Origin of the sequence: Diaphorobacter sp. J5-51 (genome assembly GCF_001023515.1) — a bacterium.
Taxonomy (GTDB): domain Bacteria; phylum Pseudomonadota; class Gammaproteobacteria; order Burkholderiales; family Burkholderiaceae_C; genus Diaphorobacter; species Diaphorobacter nitroreducens.
In genome coordinates this window covers 11974-30643 of the sequence record NZ_JSYI01000092.1, presented here as the reverse complement: position 1 = coordinate 30643, position 18670 = coordinate 11974, and the positions used below count along the sequence as shown (strand labels likewise).

Below are 18670 nucleotides of genomic sequence, written 5' to 3'. Positions count from 1 at the left end.
CGCGATGGGAATGGAATCACTGTCCGCCATCAGTGGAATGCGCACCGTGATCATCGAAGAACAGGATGGATGCACCCGTGTGAGCCGACGAATCGGCTGTGCAGGCCTCGGCCAACATCGCCCAGTTCTGTTGCAGCATGCCCGTGACCTTGAACCAGAGAGGTCCTCGGGGTAAGTCCAGCAGTTGAGCCTGTGGTCTGGCCATCTTCGTCCTTAACGAATTCAGCATGCATTCAGGTTATCGTGTTTAGTGGCTCATGCTGTGAGCCACATGTCTACCAATACTACCCCTATTGCAATCACTGTCTCATTGAGGTGGGGGTGCTCACATGCACGTTACCCTGCGCTTGCCCAAACTGGCTGGTCGCGCTCGCTTATCTCCCAAGTTCAATAGCTGGCCAGGCATGGGTCAGTTCTTCCGTCTGCACTGGCGGGGTGAACTTGGGCTGTTCCGCACTCTGGTGGTTGCACTCTGTGTGGTATTTGTGCCGACCACTTTGATCCTTTTTGGGGCCTTTCTGCTCAGCCAGGCCTTTCATCCTGAAAGCAAGCCCGTAGACATGATTTTTCGCCTTGGCTCCGCGGCACTGTTACCCGCCATGTTCTGGTGGGCCGTGGGGACTTACCGCAAGTCCATGAACCTCCTGACCGAGTCGAGGACGGCGGCAGCTTTTCTCACATTTCTGATGGCTGGTTTTGGAATCTGGATGCTGTGGGGCACGGCCAGGGAAGTTATTTTGTATAACTGGAAATCACCCAGCGCCTATGCTCGCTTTCTCAGCGAGTGCGAGCAACGTACAAGCAAATGGATTTCGAAACCCTGGACCGTCACGGCTATGCCCGAACTCAACCGGATCGTGGTTAGCGGCAGCATTGGGGAAGGCAGCGCCAAGGCTCTGGAGCGAGCAATCTTAGACAATCCGCACCTCAAGCTGCTACAGCTTGATTCCTCTGGGGGACTGGTTCATGAGGAAGAACTCATGATCGAGATCGTAAGAAAGCAGGGCCTGGACACTCTAGTGCAAGGCCGTTGCGTGAGTGCCTGCACGGGCATATTCCTTGCTGGTGAGCGACGCTTCATCACTCCAGATGCGCGATTTGGTTTCCACCGAGCGGGCTACTGTGGACTACCGCGCGGGGCGCCGTGGGGAATTTCCGACTACATGACCTCAATCTACTACCGCGAGCGTGGTGTTGAGGAGGGCTTCATGCAGGAGGCGATGAAAACAGAGTACCACGACCTCTGGCGGCCGAGCGCCCTCGAGGTGAAGCTGGGTAAGTTCGCAACGCACTGGTGGTCAGAAAGGCCGGAAGAGTACAGCCGAGCGGCATTCATGAAATGAGGGATGGCCGGATTGTGGCTCTAAAGATCAGTTGCAAGCTCAACTTCACAATGGAGTGACCTTATGAACAGCCCAAGCAACAGCCCCCCGCGTGTGCGAAGCTGGATTCCACCCAGCTTCGCATGGACGACTGCACCTGACGTGTTCTGTGTTGATGTGCCGATCACCGATCCTAACGTTGTCGAATTTATATCAACCGGCTCGCTTGCGGTAACCATCTACGCAGCTAAGGCCACAGCGCGAGCTTTAGCCCGTCTACGAAGCGGTACCGGGCTAAGACTAATGGGAGAACTGGAACAAGCGGTTTGGTCTCCTACCAAGCTCAAACCTACCGACTCACGCATTGGCCCCGGTACAAAGGTTGTCGCGTATTGCTGCGGTGTGTTTTTGCTGCCTGACGACAAAACCCTGTGCGTTCTGGTGGGCCGATCGAAGCCGTTGGTACCGGATGCCTGGATATCGTCTACCCTCAAAGCCAGTGCAGATGCGCTTCTTCTGGAGCATCAGACCAAGGTCGCCGAATTCGACGATGCGATCAGCCGTAAGAGGCAGGACAACGAGGACTTCTACGGACGCCACAGTGCCATGAAGAAGTTCGAAGGGTTCGCCCAAGCGCAGTTGGCGATGAAGAGCCAGTTTCAGCGCCCGGTTGTAACTGCGGAGCGGCTACGGACTTTCATGCTGCGTGCCGTGAAGTTCCCACAGCCTACTTCGGGCGACACGGAGAAGCTGGCTCGTTCAGCAATTTCTGCGGTCGCCGCATCTGGCTGGCCCCCTTCCCGTGATGGCAACTACGCCGGTATTCTCCCCGGCACTGCTGGGCACCGCGCGCAAGGCCTTGTTTCATGGGCGCCCCACTCAGGCCTCCCCTCGTACCCCGAGGTCCGCTGGGCCGTTCAAAGGCGCTTGCCTGCGGCACTGCGCAAGCCGCGCAGCGAGCAGATAGGCAGTCCCAACTTCGACACTGGCGCTCAGCCGGTGGAGGACTCGGTTCAAGTCCAGGGCTTTGTTCCGGAGGCAAACGATCTCAAGGATTCGCTAGACGATCTGCAGCTCGACCAAATCGGGGACCGAGACCGGGTTGACGGCGTTCGCAGCGACTTAAAGGGACAGGGCTTCGAAGCCATCGCCTGGTTCCAGCCTTATCACGTATGGACCGAGGAAACGTGGGGCATCTACTTCGACGCCCGAAAGCTGGACGACCTGGCGCTTAGCTTTCTGGACGACTTCAAGTCGGAGAATGTTAATGGATCACACAGCCTGGCTGCGCTGCTGGCCTTTGGCCTGACCTACGCCCACGAGCTGTTCCACGCTCGGGTGGAGGCCGCACTCTCGTGGCTTGAAATCAACGCCCAGCAGCCGCGACACCTGCGCTACCAGGACCGCGTCTACCAGGCGCTGCGCGAAACGCCCGATTGGCTTGAGGAAGCCCTGGCCAACTGGTCAGCATGGGACTGGTTTAAAGCACCCAGCATCAGGTCATTGGTGACACGCATGGCGTCGAACATTGAGGGCCTGGACCGCGTCGTCGAAGGGGCTCTCGACCTCGCACCACCTGGGTATCGGGAATGGCGCCTGGGACATCACGCCGCCACATGGCGCACCTTTGCCAACCAGTTAAGCACTGCCAACCCCAAGATCAACTCCACCAGCATCGGCTTGCCGCTTGAAAGCGCCCTGACCGGCCCGCTGCCGTACGACTTCCAGCACGCCGACATCCCTTTGCGTTTCGTGGGCTCCGGGGTCATTGCTGACCGTCTTCAGAGCCACCCGTCCACGTTCAACGTGCCGCCTCGCCGCGAGCTTGAGCGGGCGCTAAAACGCTTCCACCACAGCCTGGACGCGTCGGGCGGCAAAGGCGGTCACCAGAAGTGGACGGGGCCGGATCAACGTGCCTTCATTCTTCCCACGCGCGACCCGGTGAGCCCGGGCGTCTTCAAGACGTTCCTGCACCATGTGGGCATCGATAAAGCCACTTACGTTCGTCAAGTTCGACCTAATCTCTGAACCACCAAGCCCTCTTTACGGCGGTGTGACAAGATTTTCCGAACCTCTGAATGTGAACAGCACAGCGTCTCACTCGATGGGGTAAGCAGCAGACTCGAAGATCGTGCCTCGCAGTGGGGCCGATCACGAGGTCACCGTCATTTGCCTTCATTTGTCACCACGCGTGGTGGGGTATTCCGGGGGACCGATGGAATGGGCTTTAAAGAAAAATCAAACGCGACAAGGGCTTAGAAATCACGCCCATGTACTGCGCCATCATGGGAGTGTGGTTCGAGAAGTCGGCCTCGTCGGGGCGCGGGGTGGGCGCGGGTTTCCCGGTCATCTGCGTGCGTGTTCCTTGGGTGCGGACGAAAGTGGCAAGGCGCGCGACGCGCCAGGATTGGTGCGGGCCCTAGGCCGGCTGCGGGCCGGGGCGGCCGTCTTCCACCACGAATCGGGCCAGAGTGTACGCGGCGCTGCCGGCATCCAGCGGGTCGCGCAGGGCGCGCAGCGTGGTGGTCCAGCGCGTGGGCGTGAGGTCGCACAGGCCGTAGCCGCGCTCCTCACAGCGGGCCAGCAGTACATGGGGGTTGTGGCGGGCGATGGCATCCACTTTGTCCTGCGTGGTGCCGGCGCGCGAGGAGATCGAGGTGCCGCAGAACTCGCTGGCCAGGATGCGCGGCGCACCGTGGGCATGCGGCCCGTGTGGCGCCATCACGTTGCAAACATAGTTCTGGTGGATGTCGCCGCCCAGCAGCACCGTGTTGCGCGGCGGGTGCTGCGCCAGCGCCTGCAGCAGGCGGTCGCGTGCGGCGGGGTAGCCGTCCCAGCTGTCGGTGGACTGTAGGCCCGAGGGGTAGCGGCGTGGCGAGAACAGGGTCTGCTGCGCCAGTACGCTCCAGCGCGTAGCTTGGTTGCGCGCATCGGCTGCCAGGCCCGCGTGCAGCCACTGCTCCTGTTCCCAGCCGAGGAGGCTGCGGTGGCCGTCCAGGATTTCGGGGCAGGCGTCGGGCCGCACCGCGCCGGTCGCGCCCTTGCCCGGCGTGCGGCAGGCCTGCAGGTCGCGGTACTGGCGTGTGTCCAGCATGTGCAGCCGCGCCAGGCGCCCCCAGAGCAGGCGGCGGTGGATCTGCAATTGATGGAAGCCGGAGCCGGCCAGCGTGGATACACGCATCGGCATGTGTTCATAGAAGGCCTGCCACGCGGCGCTGCGCAGCGGCAGCCATTCGGCGCGCTCGCCCCGGCCCTGGCCAGCGGCGTAATCGTTCTGTACCTCGTGGTCGTCCCAGGTCACCGCCCACGGGGCGCAGGCGTGCGCGTCCTGCAGCGCGGGGTCGCTCTTGTGCAGGGCGTAGCGGTCACGGTAGTCCTGCAGGTTGCGGGGCAGGCGCAGCGGGTGCACACGGGCCAGGCCATGGGTGTCCTGTGGGCTGGGATATTCGTAGATGTAGTCGCCCAGGAACAGCACCAGGTCGGGCTGGTCCGCGCAGGCATGCCGCCAGGCCGCGTAATGGCCATGCTCCCACCGCTGGCAGGACGCGAACACCAGCCGCAGGCGCCCGGGCAACGCATCCGGTGCGGGTGCGGTGCGGGTGCGGCCGACGGGGCTGGTGGCGTCACCCAGCATGAAGCGGTAGTGGTACCAGCGGTCGGGGCGCAGGCCGGCCACCTCCACATGCACGCTGTGGCCCAGTTCAGGCAGCGCCATCGCCGTGCCGCGCTGCACGATGTGGCGAAACTGCGCGTCGTCGGCCAGTTCCCAGCGTACGGTCAGGGGGCCGGCCCAGGGTGCGTGGGTGCCGGCCAGGTCCGCGGGCGGAAGCACGCGGGTCCAGAGAACCACGCCGTCGTGCGCTGGGTCGCCGCTGGCCACACCCAGACCAAAGGGGTCGTGCCGCACGGCGGCCTGGGCCCAGGCCCAGCGGGGCAGTTGCGTGGCCATGCCGGCCCAGGCGGCCTGACGCAGCAGTGTGCGGCGCGAGATGTCAAGCGAAGGCGGGTGCACGGGACATCGCACAAGGGGTCCAGGCGTCAGGCAGCAACCACACGGTTTTTGCCGGTGCGCTTGGCCAGGTACATGCCCTGGTCGGCGCGGCGGATTGCGTCGGCGCTGCCTTCTTCGCCTTCCACCTGGGCCACACCGGCGCTGAAGGTGATGAGCACCCGCTCCTGGTCTTTGAGGAAGTAGCGCGTGGTCAGCTCGCGTTGCAGGCGCTCCATGGCCTTCACGCCTTCCGCCAGTTCGGTGTCGGGCAGGATGATGACGAATTCCTCGCCGCCATAGCGCGCCAACTGGTCCTGCGGCCGCATCACCTCGCGGGTGACCTGCGCCAGATGCACCAGGGCCGCGTCGCCGGCGGTGTGGCCCAGGCGGTCATTGATGGACTTGAAGTTGTCCACGTCCAGCAGCGCCACGCACAGCGGCGCATCCTGGCGGCGCGCACGCGCGATCTCGCGCTCCATGGCCTCGGCAAAGCCCTTGCGGTTGAGCGAGCCCGTCAACGGGTCGTGGCGCGCCTGGGCGCTCGCGCGGTCCAGCTCCTGGCGCAGGTGGACGATTTCGGCGTGCTTGGCCTCGGTGCGCTCGCGCAGTTCCTGCAGTTCGCCGCGCGTCACCCGGCTGCTCAGCGCCATGGCGCGCGTGGCGGCCATGACTTCCTCCAGCAGCGGCATGATGTCCTGCAGCTGCGTGGCCTGGCTGATGCGTTCGGCGCAATCCTCCATCTTGGTGGTGTAGGCGCTGCTGGATTCATCCATCTGCGCCAGGCGCTCGATGAATGTGGCCAGCAGTTCGCGCATCTGCATCTGCGCGTGAACGGTGCGTTCCTTGGCCTCAGTCTGCTTGAAGATGACGTCCTTGAGGCGTCGCTGCACGTCGTCCAGCCGGCGCAGCGTGAGCGGCGGGGTGGAAGCTGCAAGCAGCGCCTCGGCCTGGCCGTGCAGCCACTCGTCGTCCATGCTCAGGGCGGCAATGTTCTCGAACACCAGGCGCAGCAGGCTGAGCAAGCTCAGCCGGATGGCGGCTTGGTCTTCCGCCGCGAAAGACAGGCGGTAGCTGAAGTTGCCGAGCATCAGCTCGGCGGTGGAGACGGGTGGGTCGGGCTCGCGCAGGAAGGTGCTCAATTGCGCAGCCAGCTCATGCACGCGGGCATCGTCCTCGCCCAGCGCCGGCAGGGTGTTGTCCACCAGCCGCGCCAGATTCTGCGCCAGTGTCAGCGGCAGGTGGTCAATCCGGGTGCTCGCGGGCTCGGGCGCGGCCACGGGCGAGAGTCCCAGGTTGGCGTATCCCACCAACACGTTTTGCAAAACGCCCCAGTCCTGCTGGGTGATGGCGGTTTCCAACAGGCCCAGCAACCGCTTCTGCGCCGGGGTCTGGCCGGGGATCACCCGCGAGATCTGCCGCAGCTGGGCGCTGGGAAACGCCGGCGCGCTGGTGGTGCCGGCCACTTCGTCATAGAGGGCCTGGTAGTGGTTGGGCGTGGGAGGAAGCCGGCGCGTAGCGAGTAGCTTGAGCGTCTCGCGGGCAATTTCAGGAGGGGATTTGGCGGAGGCCATCTGCAGGGACGCAGGAAGATGCAAACAGCCAAAAGTGTGACAGAGTGCAGCCCGCTTGGATAGCAGGCCGGGTCAAGCCATGTGTAAATCGTGTCAGTTGACCAGAACCAGTTTGCCGATCACCGCACGTGCGCCCATGTGGGCAAACGCGGCGGGTAGCTGTGACATGGGCATGGTTCGGTCGATGGCGGGCCTGATCTTGCCCTGTGCATACCACTGGAGCAGGGTGCCCATCATCGAAGCATTGGCCTGGGGCTCGCGCTTGGCGAATTCGCCCCAGAACACGCCGACGACAGAAGCACCCTTGAGCAGTGGCAGATTCAACGGCAATGAAGGGATGGGGCCCGATGCGAAGCCGACCACCAGATAGCGGCCTCGCCAGGCGATGGAGCGAAATGCGGGCTCTGCCAGTGCGCCGCCCACCGGGTCGTAGATGACGTCCGGTCCCTGCCCGTCGGTCAGTGACTTGGCGGCGTCGCGCAGGTCCTCCACGCTGTAATTGATCACGGCATCGGCCCCCAGCTTCAGGCACACGTCGCATTTTTCGTCCGTGGAGGCGGCGGCGATCACGCGCGCTCCCTTGGCCTTGGCGATCTGAATCGCGGCGGTGCCCACGCCGCCAGCCGCGCCCAGCACCAGCACGGTTTCGCCTGCCTGGAGCTGGCCCCGGTCCAGCAGGGCGTGGTAGGAGGTTGCATAAGTCATGATGAATGCCGCCGCATCCACATGGCCAAAGCCGTCCGGCAGGGGTATACAGCGTGCGGCCGGGGCGATGGTGTGCGTGGCGAAACCACCCGTGCCGCTGAGACAGGCCACGTTTTGACCCACCTGCAGATGGGTGACGCCGTCGCCCACGGCCTGCACGACGCCCGCGAACTCCGAGCCGGGCACGAAAGGCAGGGGGGGCTTGATCTGGTACTTGTTCTGCACCATCAGCAGGTCGGGAAAATTCAGGCTTGCCGCGCGGATCTCGACGAGGACCTCGCCTGCCTTGGGAGCCGGGTCGGGCAGTTCTGTCCAGGCCAGGGCCTCGACGCCAGTGGGGTTGGTGCAGAGCCAGGCGTGCATGAATGTCTCCTTGGTCGCTACGAATCTGTTGGGCGGGCATCATAGGGGCCGCCTCGGAGGCTGGGTTGTCCCTTGCGTGACCAGCGACAGCGTGTGTGCTCGCTCCTACAATGCCAGCCGTTCCGCCTTCCAGACCATGAAAATCCTCATCTCCAACGACGACGGCTACCAGGCGCCTGGCATCGTGGCGCTGCATGACGCCCTTAAGACCATTGCTGATGTGGAAGTGGTGGCTCCCGAACACAACAATAGCGCGAAGTCGAACGCCCTGACGCTGCATTCGCCGTTGTATGTGCAAACCGCGCACAACGGCTTTCGCTATGTCAATGGCACGCCTGCCGATTGCGTGCACATTGCGCTGACGGGCCTGCTGGGTTACCGGCCCGATCTGGTAGTCTCCGGCATCAACAACGGCGCCAACATGGGCGACGACACAATTTATTCCGGCACGGTGGGTGCTGCGATGGAAGGCTATCTTTTCGGGATCCCGTCCATCGCCTTTTCGCAGGTGGACAAGGGGTGGGGCGAGATCGAGTCGGCTGCGCGCAAGGCGCGCGAGATCGTTCAGCAGATGGATCGCCAAAACCTGGTCGGCGAAGCCCCCTGGCTGTTGAATGTCAACATTCCCAATATGCCGTATGACGCATTGCGGCCCTTGCGCATGTGCCGCCTGGGCCGGCGCCATGCGGCAGAGCGTGTCATTGAGCAGCAGAGCCCGCGTGGGGAACTGATGTACTGGATCGGTGGCGCTGGCGCCGCCAAGGACGCGGCGGAGGGCACCGATTTTCATGCCACGGCCCACGGCCATGTATCCGTCACGCCATTGAAGGTGGACCTGACCGATTACGACGGACTGGGGTATTGGGCGCAGACTCTGGCCCGTCTCGTACCAGCGCAGGCGTCCGGCGAGGTGGCTTGATGCAGCGGCGGCCAGGTTTTCCTGCGCGGATCGACTGGCGCCAACCCGGTGCACCCACTGCGGCGCCACCGGTAGGCGCGCGCCGCGAGGTGCAGCCGCCCACGCCGCACGGCGTGGGGCTGGACTCCGCTGCCGTGCGCGCACGCATGGTGCAGCGACTCGCAGCCTCGGGCATCTCGGCGGGGGCGGTTCTTCAGGCCATGGGAATGATTGAGCGGCATCGTTTTGTCGACACCGCCTTGGCCAACCAAGCCTATGAGGACACCAGTCTGCCCATCGGACTGGGTCAGACCATTTCCAAACCCAGCGTGGTAGCACGCATGATCGAATTGTTGCTAGGGGCCGAGTGCGCGCGCGGAAATGGAATGGGCCGGGTACTGGAGATCGGCACGGGCTGCGGCTATCAGGCAGCGGTGCTGTCGCGCGTCTCGCGCGAGGTGTATACCGTTGAACGCTTGCGCGCGTTGCATGAAAAGGCGCGAGACCACTTGCGCCCGCTACGCCTGGCCAATGTGCACCTGATCCTGGGCGATGGAATGCTGGGTTACCCCAGCGGCGCGCCCTATGCGGGCATCATTGCCGCGGCGGGGGGAGATAGCCTTCCCGCCGCGTGGTGCGAGCAACTTGCCGTGGGTGGCCGGCTGGTCGCCCCACTGGCGGGCGCCGACGGCCAACAGATGCTGCTGGTCGTTGATAAAACTGCGCAAGGCTTCAAGCAGGGCATTCTGGAAGCCGTGCATTTCGTCCCCCTAAAATCGGGGATCGCCTGAAGGATTTGCTTATGTTGGTATCGCGTAGTCTTGTGGTTTGGGGAGTTGCCGTGCTGGCTGGCGGTTTGCTGGCGGGGTGCAGCACCCCGATCAACAGGGCTCCCGTGGAAGATCGCGGCACCTTTGCCGCGAGCAGCGGCACGACGGCGCCCGCCGGGGCCGTGCCTGAGGTCAAGCCCTTGCCTGGTGCTGAGAACGCGGGCAAGCCTGGCTACTACACCGTGAAGCCAGGCGACACGCTGATTCGCATTGGCCTGGAAAACGGGCAAAGTTGGAAAGATATCGCGCGCTGGAACAACCTGGAAAACGCCAACCTGATCGAGGTGGGCCAGGTGCTGCGTGTTGTGCCCCCTGCTGCGGCTGCGGCGACTGCGGTGGCATCTGACACCGGTGTGGTCACCCGCCCCGTCACGTCTTCGCCCTTGGCTGCAGCATCGGCTGCGAGCGCACCCAAGCCGTCGGCGTCGGCGGCGTCTACACCGGCCGCGGTGGCGCCGGCAGCGGCACCCAGCGCGCCGGCGGTGGCTCCCGCGCCGGCCGCTACCGCTGCAACGGATGACGTCAACTTCATCTGGCCCTCGTCGGGCAGCCTGTTGGCGGGATTCGACGAGGTGCGTAACAAGGGCTACGACATCGGCGGCAAGGCAGGCGATCCGGTGCTCGCCGCTGCCGATGGGCGTGTGGTGTACGCCGGTGCTGGGCTTCGCGGCTATGGCAACCTGGTGATCTTGAAACACAACAACACCTATCTCACGGCCTATGCGCACAACCAGACGCTGCTGGTGAAGGAAGACCAGAACGTGCGCCGCGGCCAGAAGATTGCCGAGATGGGAAGCACGGACGCGGATCGTGTGAAACTGCATTTCGAAATCCGGCGCCAGGGCAAGCCTGTGGACCCCGCCCGCTACCTCCCCTCCCGTTGAGCGCGCCGGCTTCCATGGGAGAGGCGTCCTGGCTGGAGGATGCTGATCCGGCAGAGACAGGTGGGAGTCAGGCGGACGAGTTTGAGGCGGAACTGCGGGAGGTCGTCGTGGGCGCCGAGCAGCATGCTCAGCGGCTGGACAAGGCACTCGCGGAACTGGTCCCAGAGTTTTCCCGCAGTTATCTACAGCAGTTGCTGCTCCAGGGCTGCATACGCCTGAATGGGCGGGAGGTACAGAAGCCCGCGTCCAGGGTCAAGGCCGGGGACCGCATCGCGGTCGAGATGCGCCCTACGCAGCAGAGCCAGGCTTTTCGGCCCGAGCAATGGCCATTGGATGTGGTGTATGAGGATGAGCACATCCTCGTGATCCACAAGCCTGCGGGGCTGGTGGTGCATCCCGCGCCCGGCAATTGGAGCGGCACGTTGCTGAACGCCTTGCTTGGCCGGGATGCGCAGGCGATGCAGGTGCCGCGTGCGGGCATCGTCCATCGACTGGACAAGGACACCAGTGGCCTCATGGTCGTTGCGCGCAGCCGGTCGGCCATGGATGCACTGGTCCGCATGATCGCTGCGCGCGAGGTCAGCCGCCAGTATGTGGCGCTGGGGTGGGGCGGCTGGACGGGGGCCGCACATCGATCGGTGCATGCCCCGATCGGTCGTGACCCGCGCAATCGCCTGCGGATGGCGGTGGTCGATCTGGCGCAGCATCCAGGCAAGGAAGCCCGCACCGATTTCGACCTGATAGATGCCAACGAGGAGGTGTGCCTCGTGCGTTGTACGCTGCACACGGGGCGAACGCACCAGATCCGCGTGCATATGGCATCCATGCGTCATCCCTTGGTGGCAGATGCACTGTACGGCGGCGCGCTGGCCGGGCCTATGCATCGACAGGCGCTGCATGCATTCCGGCTGGCGTTTGTACACCCGGTCACTGGCGCTGCCCTGGAGTTCCACGCGCCGCTGCCGGAAGACATGGCGCAGGCGCTGGATTTTTGGGGGCTGCGCTACAATCGTTCCTGACGGCTGTTCTGCCGTGAACCGCCGGCCAGCATGAGCTACCGGCCCCGTGAAGGCGCATTGCCACGCTCTGCTTTCTGCGCCGCAATATCTCCAACCCAAGGCGCAGCCTCCCGTTTGATGCGAGGCTGCCTTTCCAGGGACTGTTGGACCATGAATTCGGTGGACGCCAAACGGGTTCTTGAAACCGCGTTGATCTGTGCCCCGCAGCCTGTATCGATCCGTGACTTGCGGACATTGTTCGATGACGCGCTGGGTTCCGATACAGTAAAGATGCTGCTGCTGGAACTGCAGCAGGACTGGGCCTTGCGAGGGGTGGAGTTGGTACAAGTGGCCACAGGTTGGCGTTTCCAGAGCCGGCCCGAGATGCGCGAATTTCTGGACCGGTTGCATCCTGAAAAGCCGCCCCGCTACACGCGAGCGACGCTGGAGACGCTGGCCATCATTGCGTACCGGCAGCCCGTAACCCGCGGGGACATCGAAGACATCCGTGGGGTGACGGTCAACAGCCTCATCATCAAACAACTGGAGGACCGCGGCTGGGTGGAGGTCATTGGCCACCGCGAGACTGTGGGCCGGCCTGCGTTGTTTGCTACCACACGGCAGTTCCTGGACGATTTAGGACTGCAATCACTGGATCAACTGCCTACGCTCGAAGACCCCGGCGTGCAGGTCAGCATGTTTGAAGCGCTGGGCGCCATTCAGGGGGCACCGCAGAGCGAAGACACTGCAGGGGTACCTGAGGACGGCGTGCAGGTGCCGGCCGTAGACGAAGTAGATATTGAAGATGCCCCTGATCTGGTAGTGGGCGCGACACACAGTGGTGCCGAAGAGGGGCCACGGGACATTGACATATGAATGATGAATCTCACAAGGATCCGGACTCCATGGCGGGTCACTCGCCTTCGCCCGCATCGGAGGCTGCTGCGCCGCGCAGGCCCCGCAAGCGCAAGTCTGCGGAAGGCGCGCTTCAGGAGAATGTGGCAGTGCCGCAACTGAGTGGTGCTGACGGTGCCCAATCGGACGTGAAGATGCAGGAAGTGCATGAGCAAGGCGCTGCTGTTGAGGTGCCACGACAGTCCAGCGGCCATGCTGCCAAGCGCGCGCCGAAGGGCGATGGCTATCAGTTTGCCGACGTGGTGTCGGGTCAGTTCGACGAGGATGAAGCCAACGCCGAGCTCGCCCCCGCCAAGCGGGTGCTGCTTCCCCAGCCAGAAACCCCCAAACTGCACAAGGTGCTTGCCCAGGCGGGCATGGGGTCTCGGCTGGAAATGGAGCAGCTCATCCTGGAAGGTCGTATTTCCGTCAACAACGAGCCGGCCCATATCGGGCAGCGCGTGCAGTTTGGGGACCAGATAAAGGTCAACGGCAAACCCATCCGCTTCCGTATTGCACCACCGCCGGTACGCGTGATTGCATACCACAAGCCAGTGGGCGAAGTGGTCACGCATGACGATCCGCAAAACCGCCCCACGGTGTTTCGCAAACTCCCCCGGCTGCAGCAGGGCAAATGGCAATCCGTCGGGCGGCTGGACCTGAATACCGAAGGTTTGTTGCTATTTACCAGTTCGGGGGAGCTTGCGAACAAGTTGATGCACCCCCGCTTCGGGCTGGAGCGTGAATATGCAGTCCGCGTGTTGGGTGCGTTGAGCACCGAGGAAAAGCAGCGCTTGCTGGAAGGCGTGCCGCTGGAGGATGGCATGGCTTCCTTTGGCTCCGTGGAAGACGGCGGCGGCGAGGGCGCCAACTGTTGGTACCGGGTCACCATCTCTGAAGGCCGTAACCGCGAGGTCCGCCGTATGTTCGAGGCGGTAGGACATGCGGTGAGCCGGCTGATTCGGATTCGCTACGGGGCCATGATGCTGCCGCGCGGGCTCAAGCGCGGGGCGTGGCTGGAGCTTGATGAGCGCGACATTCGTGCCCTGATGCAGGCGGCAGGGGCAACGCTGGATGGTGGTGGTGCGCGCCCCACTAGTGGCCAGGGCAGGGGCGGCCGCAAAGGCGATCGTCGATCCGCGGGGCCCGGCAAGGCATCTGGCAGTGGGCGTGACAAGACAGGGGGGCGTGCGGGGCGATCGCCCTCACCGAATGCCCAGCCGGACCCGATGAAGACGTCGCTCGGCTATATCGGGGCTGACAGTTTCTCGCGCCATCGCCAACAGCAACGCAACAACGGGCCGCGCCGCGGCGGCCGTTAGGGGATTGGCGTAAAGCTAAAATTGATGGTTTGCCTTCAGGGCAAAAATACCGCAACACCTCACTAGGAAAACCAACATGGCTATCGAACGCACCCTTTCCATCATCAAGCCGGACGCCGTTGCCAAGAACGTGATCGGCCAGATCTATGCGCGCTTTGAAGCCGCGGGCCTGAAGATTGTCGCTGCGCGCATGATCCACCTGTCGCGCGCCGAAGCCGAGCAGTTCTACGCAGTGCACAAGGAGCGCCCCTTCTTCAAGGATCTGGTGGACTTCATGATTTCCGGCCCCGTGATGGTGCAGGCCCTGGAGGGTGAGAATGCCGTCCTGAAGAACCGCGAACTCATGGGCGCGACCGACCCCAAGAAGGCGGCGCCCGGCACGATCCGCGCCGACTTCGCGGACAGCATCGACGCCAATGCGGTGCACGGCTCCGACGCTGCTGAAACCGCCCAGGTGGAAGTGGCCTTCTTCTTCCCCGGCCTGAACATCTACTCGCGCTAATGCAGTGGCTCCGCGTGCCGGGCGGTCCTGGTTTGGCCGCCCCCGCGCGGATGCGCTATGTGGGCGTGGGCATCCGTGAACGTTATGACCACGAACCTTCTGGATTTTGACCTGGACGGCCTGGCTGCTTTTTGCGAGCGGCTGGGAGAAAAACGTTTTCGGGCCACGCAACTGTTTCGCTGGATCCACCAGCGCGGTGCCAGCGATTTTGACCAGATGAGCGACCTGGCGAAATCGTTGCGCGAGAAGCTCAGGGGCTGCGCCCATGTGGCAGGGCTGCAAGCCATCAGCGAACATGTCTCTGCGGACGGCACGGTGAAGTGGCTGTTCGACGTGGGCGACGGCAACGCCGTGGAGACAGTCTTTATTCCTGAGGACGATCGCGGCACCTTGTGCATCTCCTCGCAGGCTGGATGCGCCGTAGGCTGTCGTTTTTGCTCCACCGGTCACCAGGGGTTCAGCCGCAATCTCACTACTGGCGAAATCCTGGCCCAGCTCTGGTACGCCGAGCACGCACTACGGCAGCGCCGCGGTGACGGTGAACGCGTGATTTCCAACGTGGTGATGATGGGAATGGGCGAGCCGCTGCAGAACTATGCTGCACTGGTGCCTGCGCTGCGAGTCATGCTCGATGACCATGGTTACGGCTTGTCGCGGCGTCGCGTAACCGTGTCTACCTCAGGCGTCGTGCCCATGATGGACCGCCTGGCGCAGGATTGTCCTGTGGCGCTCGCTGTTTCGCTGCATGCTCCCAATGACGTGTTGCGCGACAACCTCGTTCCCCTGAACCGCAAGTACCCGCTGCATGAACTCCTGGCGGCATGTCGGCGTTACTTGGACCACGCGCCGCGGGACTTCATCACTTTTGAATACTGCATGCTGGAAGGCGTGAACGATCAGCCAGAGCATGCGCGACAGTTGATTGACCTGGTGGGCCGCAAGGCGGCCGACGGCGGGGTGTCGTGCAAGTTCAATCTCATCCCCTTCAACCCGTTCCCGGCTTCCGGTCTGCGCCGATCTCCCCCGGCGGCTGTGACGGCTTTCGCACAATTGTTGAGTGACGCGGGTATCGTCACGACCGTTCGCAAGACGCGCGGTGACGATATTGATGCGGCATGCGGACAACTGGCTGGCGATGTGAAGGACCGAACACGGGTCAATGAACGCATGGCCAAGCTCAGGACCATCGAGATCAAGCCGGTCATCTGACGGCGTGGCGCAACAATTACGGGAGGCTTTCATGGCGAAGTGGCGGATCAATCACGGCGGGTGGCGGGCGATGGCGGCGATCGGCATTGCCGTTGTCGTCTCGGGCCTTGCCGGTTGTGCCCACCAAGGGGCCTCCGATGCCAATGGTGCTGTGGCGGAATCCGCATCCGGCGGCGGCGAAGCCGACGTGCGCCGCCGTGCGCGTATCCGGCTGGAGCTGGCTGCGAACTACCTGCAAATGGGGCAGACCACCGTGGCCATGGAGGAGGTGCGGCAGGCGATCACGACCGATCCCACGTATGCCGACGCCTACCACCTTCGCGGCTTGATATACATGAACATGGGCGACCTGGCGCTCGCGGAAGACAGCCTCAAGCGCGCCCAAGGCATGAAGCCTTCCGATCCAGACATCATGCACAACTATGGCTGGCTGCAGTGCCAGCGCCAGCAGTACGACGTCGCCAATCAGATGTTCGAGCGGGCGCTTGCCGTGCCGAGTTACAAGGCACGCAGCAAGACGCTGATGTCCCAGGGCCTGTGCTACCAGCGGGCGGGGCGTCTTGCAGAGGCCGAACAAGCGCTGAAGCAGGCCTATGAGATTGATGCGGGCAACCCGGCGGTGGGGTACCACTTGGCGGCCGTGCTGTTTGCGCGGGGCGAGGCCAAGCGGGCGCAGTTTTATGTCCGTCGCGTGAACAATGGCGAGTATGCCAATGCCGAGTCTTTGTGGTTGGGCGTGAAGATCGAACGCGTGCTCAAGGAGTTCGTGGCCATGCGCCAGTTGGGTGATCAATTGCGCAAGCGCTTCCCCAACGCAAAAGAAACCCTGGCATTCGAACGAGGGGCCTTCGATGAGTGAGCCCATGGGCGCCGCTGGGGGGATTGATCACCGGATGCAGGATCACGGCACTGAACCGGCGGGCGGCGTTACCGCGGGGCAGTTGCTGAGGCAACTGCGCGAATCCGCAGGGGTCCATGTTGATGTGCTGGCCGGAACGCTGAAGGTGCCCGCGAACAAACTGCATGCGCTGGAAGCGGACCAATACGACGCATTTCCCGACGCCGTCTTCATGCGGGCGTTGGCGTCGGGCGTCTGCCGGACCTTGAAGGCCGATGCTGCGCCGGTGCTCGCATTGCTGCCCCAGAGCGGCCCCGTGCAGCTTGTGGTGGACAAGGGACTCAACGCGTCGTTCAAAGACCCTGGTCACCGGTTCATCAAGGGGGGAACGCTGGAGCGACCCAGATCGCGCATGATGGGCGTGACGGTTGCCGCGCTGTTGGCCGCCGCGGTGGCCATCGCCTTTCTCCCGAAGGGCAACGACAGTTTGCCGGTCGCCAGCAGTCCGGAGGCGGTAACACCGCCACAGCGCGCGCTCGAAGCCACGCAACTGGACCCGGTGACTGCTGCGGTGCCCTCAGAGTCCGTTGCCTCAGGGGGACAGGCCACTGTGCGGGCAGAGCCATCTTCTGCTGCGGTGGCCTCAGCGGCCCTCGCCGCATCGGCCCCCGCTGCGGCGGTGGAGCCGGCCCCATCCCAAGGCGGGACCAACGAGGCCGGAGTTGACGCCAAGGGCACCGAGGCTTCGGGCGTGCTGGTCATTCGCGCCCGGGGAGAATCCTGGATCCAGGTGCGCAACGCCGCGGGCGGCGTCGTGCTGCAGAAGATCCTGGCTGCGGGCGAGAGTGTTTCCGCGGCGGGCAGCCCTCCCTGGTCGGTCGTCATTGGCAAGGCGGATGCCACGGAGGTGGTTGTGCGCGGCCAGCCCATGGATCTGAATGCGATTGCGCGCGAGAACGTTGCGCGTTTTGAGGTGAAGTAAATGAATATCTCCGGCACAGCCGCACCGATCGCTATGGCACAGCCCCAGGCACGCCGCTCGCGGCAGGCACGCATCGTCTGGGGCAGCCGGGTGGTCACGGTGGGTGGCGGCGCACCGGTGCGGGTGCAGTCCATGACCAACACCGACACGGTGGATGCGATCGGCACGGCCATCCAGATCAAGGAACTGGCGCAAGCGGGCTCTGAGTTCGTTCGCATCACGGTGAACACGCCGGAGGCCGCAGCGGCCGTGCCCTACATCCGTGAGCAGCTGGACCGCATGGGCGAGACGGTGCCGCTGGTGGGCGACTTTCACTACAACGGCCACCGCCTGCTGACGGAATTTCCCGACTGCGCACAGGCATTGTCCAAGTACCGCATCAACCCGGGCAACGTGGGCAAGGGCGACAAGAAGGACAAGCAGTTCGGCCAGATGATCGAGGCCGCGGTGCGCTGGGACAAGGCCGTGCGCATCGGCGTGAACTGGGGCAGCCTGGACCAGGAGTTGCTGGCCGAGCTGATGGATGCGAACAGCCGCCGCACCCAGCCGTGGGATGCGCGCCAGGTCATGTACGAGGCGCTGATCACCTCCGCCATCGAATCGGCGAAACGCGCCGAGGAAATGGGCCTGAGCGGCGACCAGATCATCCTTTCGTGCAAGGTCAGCGGTGTGCAGGATCTGATCTCGGTGTACCGCGAACTCGCGCGCCGCTGCGACTATGCGCTGCACCTGGGTCTGACCGAGGCGGGCATGGGTATCAAGGGTATCGTGGCGTCGACCACCGCGCTTTCGATCCTGCTGCAGGAAGGCATTGGCGACACTATCCGTGTGTCGCTGACTCCGCAGCCCGGCGAGGCGCGCACCCAAGAGGTGGTGGTGGCCTCCGAGATCCTGCAATCGCTGGGACTGCGTGCGTTCGTGCCCAGCGTGACCGCTTGCCCAGGCTGCGGCCGCACCACCAGCACCACATTCCAGGAGCTGGCCAAGCAGATCGACGATTACCTGCGTGCGCAGATGCCCGTATGGCGGCTGCGCTATCCCGGCGTGGAAAAACTCAAGGTGGCCGTGATGGGCTGCATCGTCAACGGCCCGGGCGAGAGCAAACATGCCGACATCGGCATCAGCCTTCCCGGCACGGGAGAGGCGCCCGCCGCCCCGGTCTTCATCGACGGCGAAAAGGCCATGATCCTGCGGGGCGAGGGCATCGCGCGAGAGTTCCAGGATATCGTTGAAGGCTACATTGCCCGGCGTTTCGGCAACGGCGCAGGCGCACAGTGAAGTGTGCGCAATTTTGCTATAAATATTATAGCTTACAGCGCTTGATGGATAAGCGCTAGAGGCTGATTTGATTCATAATCACA

At 63.8% G+C, this 18670-nt stretch carries 18 protein-coding genes; 13 read left to right on the top strand and 5 right to left on the bottom strand.

All coding sequences use genetic code 11. The features are described from left to right. Positions 1-16 precede the first annotated feature (16 nt). Entirely contained in the window at positions 17-139 is a 123-nt protein-coding gene (locus OX89_RS19290) for a hypothetical protein (RefSeq protein ID WP_255352822.1), read from the bottom strand. Positions 140-329: 190 nt separating this feature from the next. Here OX89_RS19290 and OX89_RS12715 point away from each other — a divergent pair, with 190 nt between their 5' ends. Then, positions 330-1343: a hypothetical protein gene (locus tag OX89_RS12715; RefSeq protein WP_144731165.1), complete on the top strand. Its 1014-nt coding sequence runs from the start codon at positions 330-332 to the stop codon at positions 1341-1343. A gap of 282 nt (positions 1344-1625) precedes the next feature. Beyond that, entirely contained in the window at positions 1626-3350 is a 1725-nt protein-coding gene (locus tag OX89_RS12710) for a hypothetical protein (protein ID WP_144731168.1), read from the top strand. Positions 3351-3549: 199 nt separating this feature from the next. Here OX89_RS12710 and OX89_RS19285 read toward each other — a convergent pair whose 3' ends face one another. The 4 genes from OX89_RS19285 to OX89_RS12695 form a co-directional block, all read right to left on the bottom strand. Further along, complete coding sequence (locus OX89_RS19285; RefSeq protein WP_255352821.1) at positions 3550-3672, bottom strand: hypothetical protein; 123 nt, start codon at positions 3670-3672, stop codon at positions 3550-3552. A gap of 69 nt (positions 3673-3741) precedes the next feature. Beyond that, entirely contained in the window at positions 3742-5346 is a 1605-nt protein-coding gene (locus tag OX89_RS12705; RefSeq protein WP_047350870.1) for an alkaline phosphatase, read from the bottom strand. 14 nt (positions 5347-5360) lie between these two features. Further along, a complete protein-coding gene (locus tag OX89_RS12700; protein WP_047350869.1) occupies positions 5361-6884 on the bottom strand; it encodes a GGDEF domain-containing protein in 1524 nt (507 codons plus the stop codon). Between the two features lie 93 nt (positions 6885-6977). Further along, positions 6978-7952, bottom strand: coding sequence for an NADPH:quinone oxidoreductase family protein (locus OX89_RS12695; RefSeq protein ID WP_047350868.1), 975 nt, complete (start codon positions 7950-7952; stop codon positions 6978-6980). 136 nt (positions 7953-8088) lie between these two features. Between OX89_RS12695 and surE the strand changes: the two genes are divergently transcribed. The 11 genes from surE (at position 8089) to ispG (ending at position 18587) form a co-directional block, all read left to right on the top strand. Further along, a complete protein-coding gene (surE, locus tag OX89_RS12690) occupies positions 8089-8871 on the top strand; it encodes a 5'/3'-nucleotidase SurE (RefSeq protein ID WP_047350873.1) in 783 nt (260 codons plus the stop codon). Next, on the top strand, positions 8871-9641 hold the full coding sequence (locus OX89_RS12685) for a protein-L-isoaspartate(D-aspartate) O-methyltransferase (RefSeq protein WP_047350867.1): 771 nt from the start codon (positions 8871-8873) through the stop codon (positions 9639-9641). Before surE ends, OX89_RS12685 begins: the two co-directional genes overlap by 1 nt. 11 nt (positions 9642-9652) lie before the next feature. Next, positions 9653-10564 carry a peptidoglycan DD-metalloendopeptidase family protein gene (locus OX89_RS12680; RefSeq protein ID WP_047350866.1) on the top strand — a complete coding sequence of 304 codons (912 nt, stop codon included), beginning with the start codon at positions 9653-9655 and terminating at the stop codon, positions 10562-10564. A 14-nt stretch (positions 10565-10578) separates the two neighbouring features. After that, complete coding sequence (locus OX89_RS12675) at positions 10579-11583, top strand: RluA family pseudouridine synthase (protein ID WP_157497443.1); 1005 nt, start codon at positions 10579-10581, stop codon at positions 11581-11583. A 150-nt stretch (positions 11584-11733) separates the two neighbouring features. Further along, the gene (scpB, locus tag OX89_RS12670) at positions 11734-12438 is read left to right on the top strand and encodes an SMC-Scp complex subunit ScpB (protein ID WP_015912784.1); all 705 of its coding nucleotides are present in this window, start codon (positions 11734-11736) and stop codon (positions 12436-12438) included. Continuing rightward, positions 12435-13778: a pseudouridine synthase gene (locus tag OX89_RS12665; RefSeq protein ID WP_047350864.1), complete on the top strand. Its 1344-nt coding sequence runs from the start codon at positions 12435-12437 to the stop codon at positions 13776-13778. Before scpB ends, OX89_RS12665 begins: the two co-directional genes overlap by 4 nt. Positions 13779-13854: 76 nt before the next feature. Then, entirely contained in the window at positions 13855-14280 is a 426-nt protein-coding gene (gene ndk, locus OX89_RS12660) for a nucleoside-diphosphate kinase (protein ID WP_015912786.1), read from the top strand. Positions 14281-14364: 84 nt separating this feature from the next. Next, positions 14365-15489 carry a 23S rRNA (adenine(2503)-C(2))-methyltransferase RlmN gene (gene rlmN, locus OX89_RS12655; RefSeq protein WP_011804599.1) on the top strand — a complete coding sequence of 375 codons (1125 nt, stop codon included), beginning with the start codon at positions 14365-14367 and terminating at the stop codon, positions 15487-15489. 31 nt (positions 15490-15520) lie between these two features. Beyond that, entirely contained in the window at positions 15521-16348 is an 828-nt protein-coding gene (gene pilW, locus OX89_RS12650) for a type IV pilus biogenesis/stability protein PilW (protein WP_011804600.1), read from the top strand. Beyond that, on the top strand, positions 16341-17309 hold the full coding sequence (locus OX89_RS12645) for a helix-turn-helix domain-containing protein (protein WP_015912789.1): 969 nt from the start codon (positions 16341-16343) through the stop codon (positions 17307-17309). Before pilW ends, OX89_RS12645 begins: the two co-directional genes overlap by 8 nt. After that, entirely contained in the window at positions 17310-18587 is a 1278-nt protein-coding gene (gene ispG, locus OX89_RS12640; RefSeq protein ID WP_047350863.1) for a flavodoxin-dependent (E)-4-hydroxy-3-methylbut-2-enyl-diphosphate synthase, read from the top strand. It begins immediately after the preceding gene. Positions 18588-18670: the final 83 nt, after the last annotated feature.

What these genes read in the sequence shown, in the direction of transcription:
- OX89_RS19290 (WP_255352822.1), bottom strand. Translation starts at nt 139, where the DNA reads ATGCTGCAACAGAACTGGGCGATGTTGGCCGAGGCCTGCACAGCCGAT.
- OX89_RS12715 (WP_144731165.1), top strand. Translation starts at nt 330, where the DNA reads ATGCACGTTACCCTGCGCTTGCCCAAACTGGCTGGTCGCGCTCGCTTA.
- OX89_RS12710 (WP_144731168.1), top strand. Translation starts at nt 1,626, where the DNA reads ATGGGAGAACTGGAACAAGCGGTTTGGTCTCCTACCAAGCTCAAACCT.
- OX89_RS19285 (WP_255352821.1), bottom strand. Translation starts at nt 3,672, where the DNA reads ATGACCGGGAAACCCGCGCCCACCCCGCGCCCCGACGAGGCCGACTTC.
- OX89_RS12700 (WP_047350869.1), bottom strand. Translation starts at nt 6,884, where the DNA reads ATGGCCTCCGCCAAATCCCCTCCTGAAATTGCCCGCGAGACGCTCAAG.
- OX89_RS12695 (WP_047350868.1), bottom strand. Translation starts at nt 7,952, where the DNA reads ATGCACGCCTGGCTCTGCACCAACCCCACTGGCGTCGAGGCCCTGGCC.
- surE (WP_047350873.1), top strand. Translation starts at nt 8,089, where the DNA reads ATGAAAATCCTCATCTCCAACGACGACGGCTACCAGGCGCCTGGCATC.
- OX89_RS12685 (WP_047350867.1), top strand. Translation starts at nt 8,871, where the DNA reads ATGCAGCGGCGGCCAGGTTTTCCTGCGCGGATCGACTGGCGCCAACCC.
- OX89_RS12680 (WP_047350866.1), top strand. Translation starts at nt 9,653, where the DNA reads ATGTTGGTATCGCGTAGTCTTGTGGTTTGGGGAGTTGCCGTGCTGGCT.
- OX89_RS12675 (WP_157497443.1), top strand. Translation starts at nt 10,579, where the DNA reads ATGGGAGAGGCGTCCTGGCTGGAGGATGCTGATCCGGCAGAGACAGGT.
- scpB (WP_015912784.1), top strand. Translation starts at nt 11,734, where the DNA reads ATGAATTCGGTGGACGCCAAACGGGTTCTTGAAACCGCGTTGATCTGT.
- OX89_RS12665 (WP_047350864.1), top strand. Translation starts at nt 12,435, where the DNA reads ATGAATGATGAATCTCACAAGGATCCGGACTCCATGGCGGGTCACTCG.
- ndk (WP_015912786.1), top strand. Translation starts at nt 13,855, where the DNA reads ATGGCTATCGAACGCACCCTTTCCATCATCAAGCCGGACGCCGTTGCC.
- rlmN (WP_011804599.1), top strand. Translation starts at nt 14,365, where the DNA reads ATGACCACGAACCTTCTGGATTTTGACCTGGACGGCCTGGCTGCTTTT.
- pilW (WP_011804600.1), top strand. Translation starts at nt 15,521, where the DNA reads ATGGCGAAGTGGCGGATCAATCACGGCGGGTGGCGGGCGATGGCGGCG.
- OX89_RS12645 (WP_015912789.1), top strand. Translation starts at nt 16,341, where the DNA reads ATGAGTGAGCCCATGGGCGCCGCTGGGGGGATTGATCACCGGATGCAG.
- ispG (WP_047350863.1), top strand. Translation starts at nt 17,310, where the DNA reads ATGAATATCTCCGGCACAGCCGCACCGATCGCTATGGCACAGCCCCAG.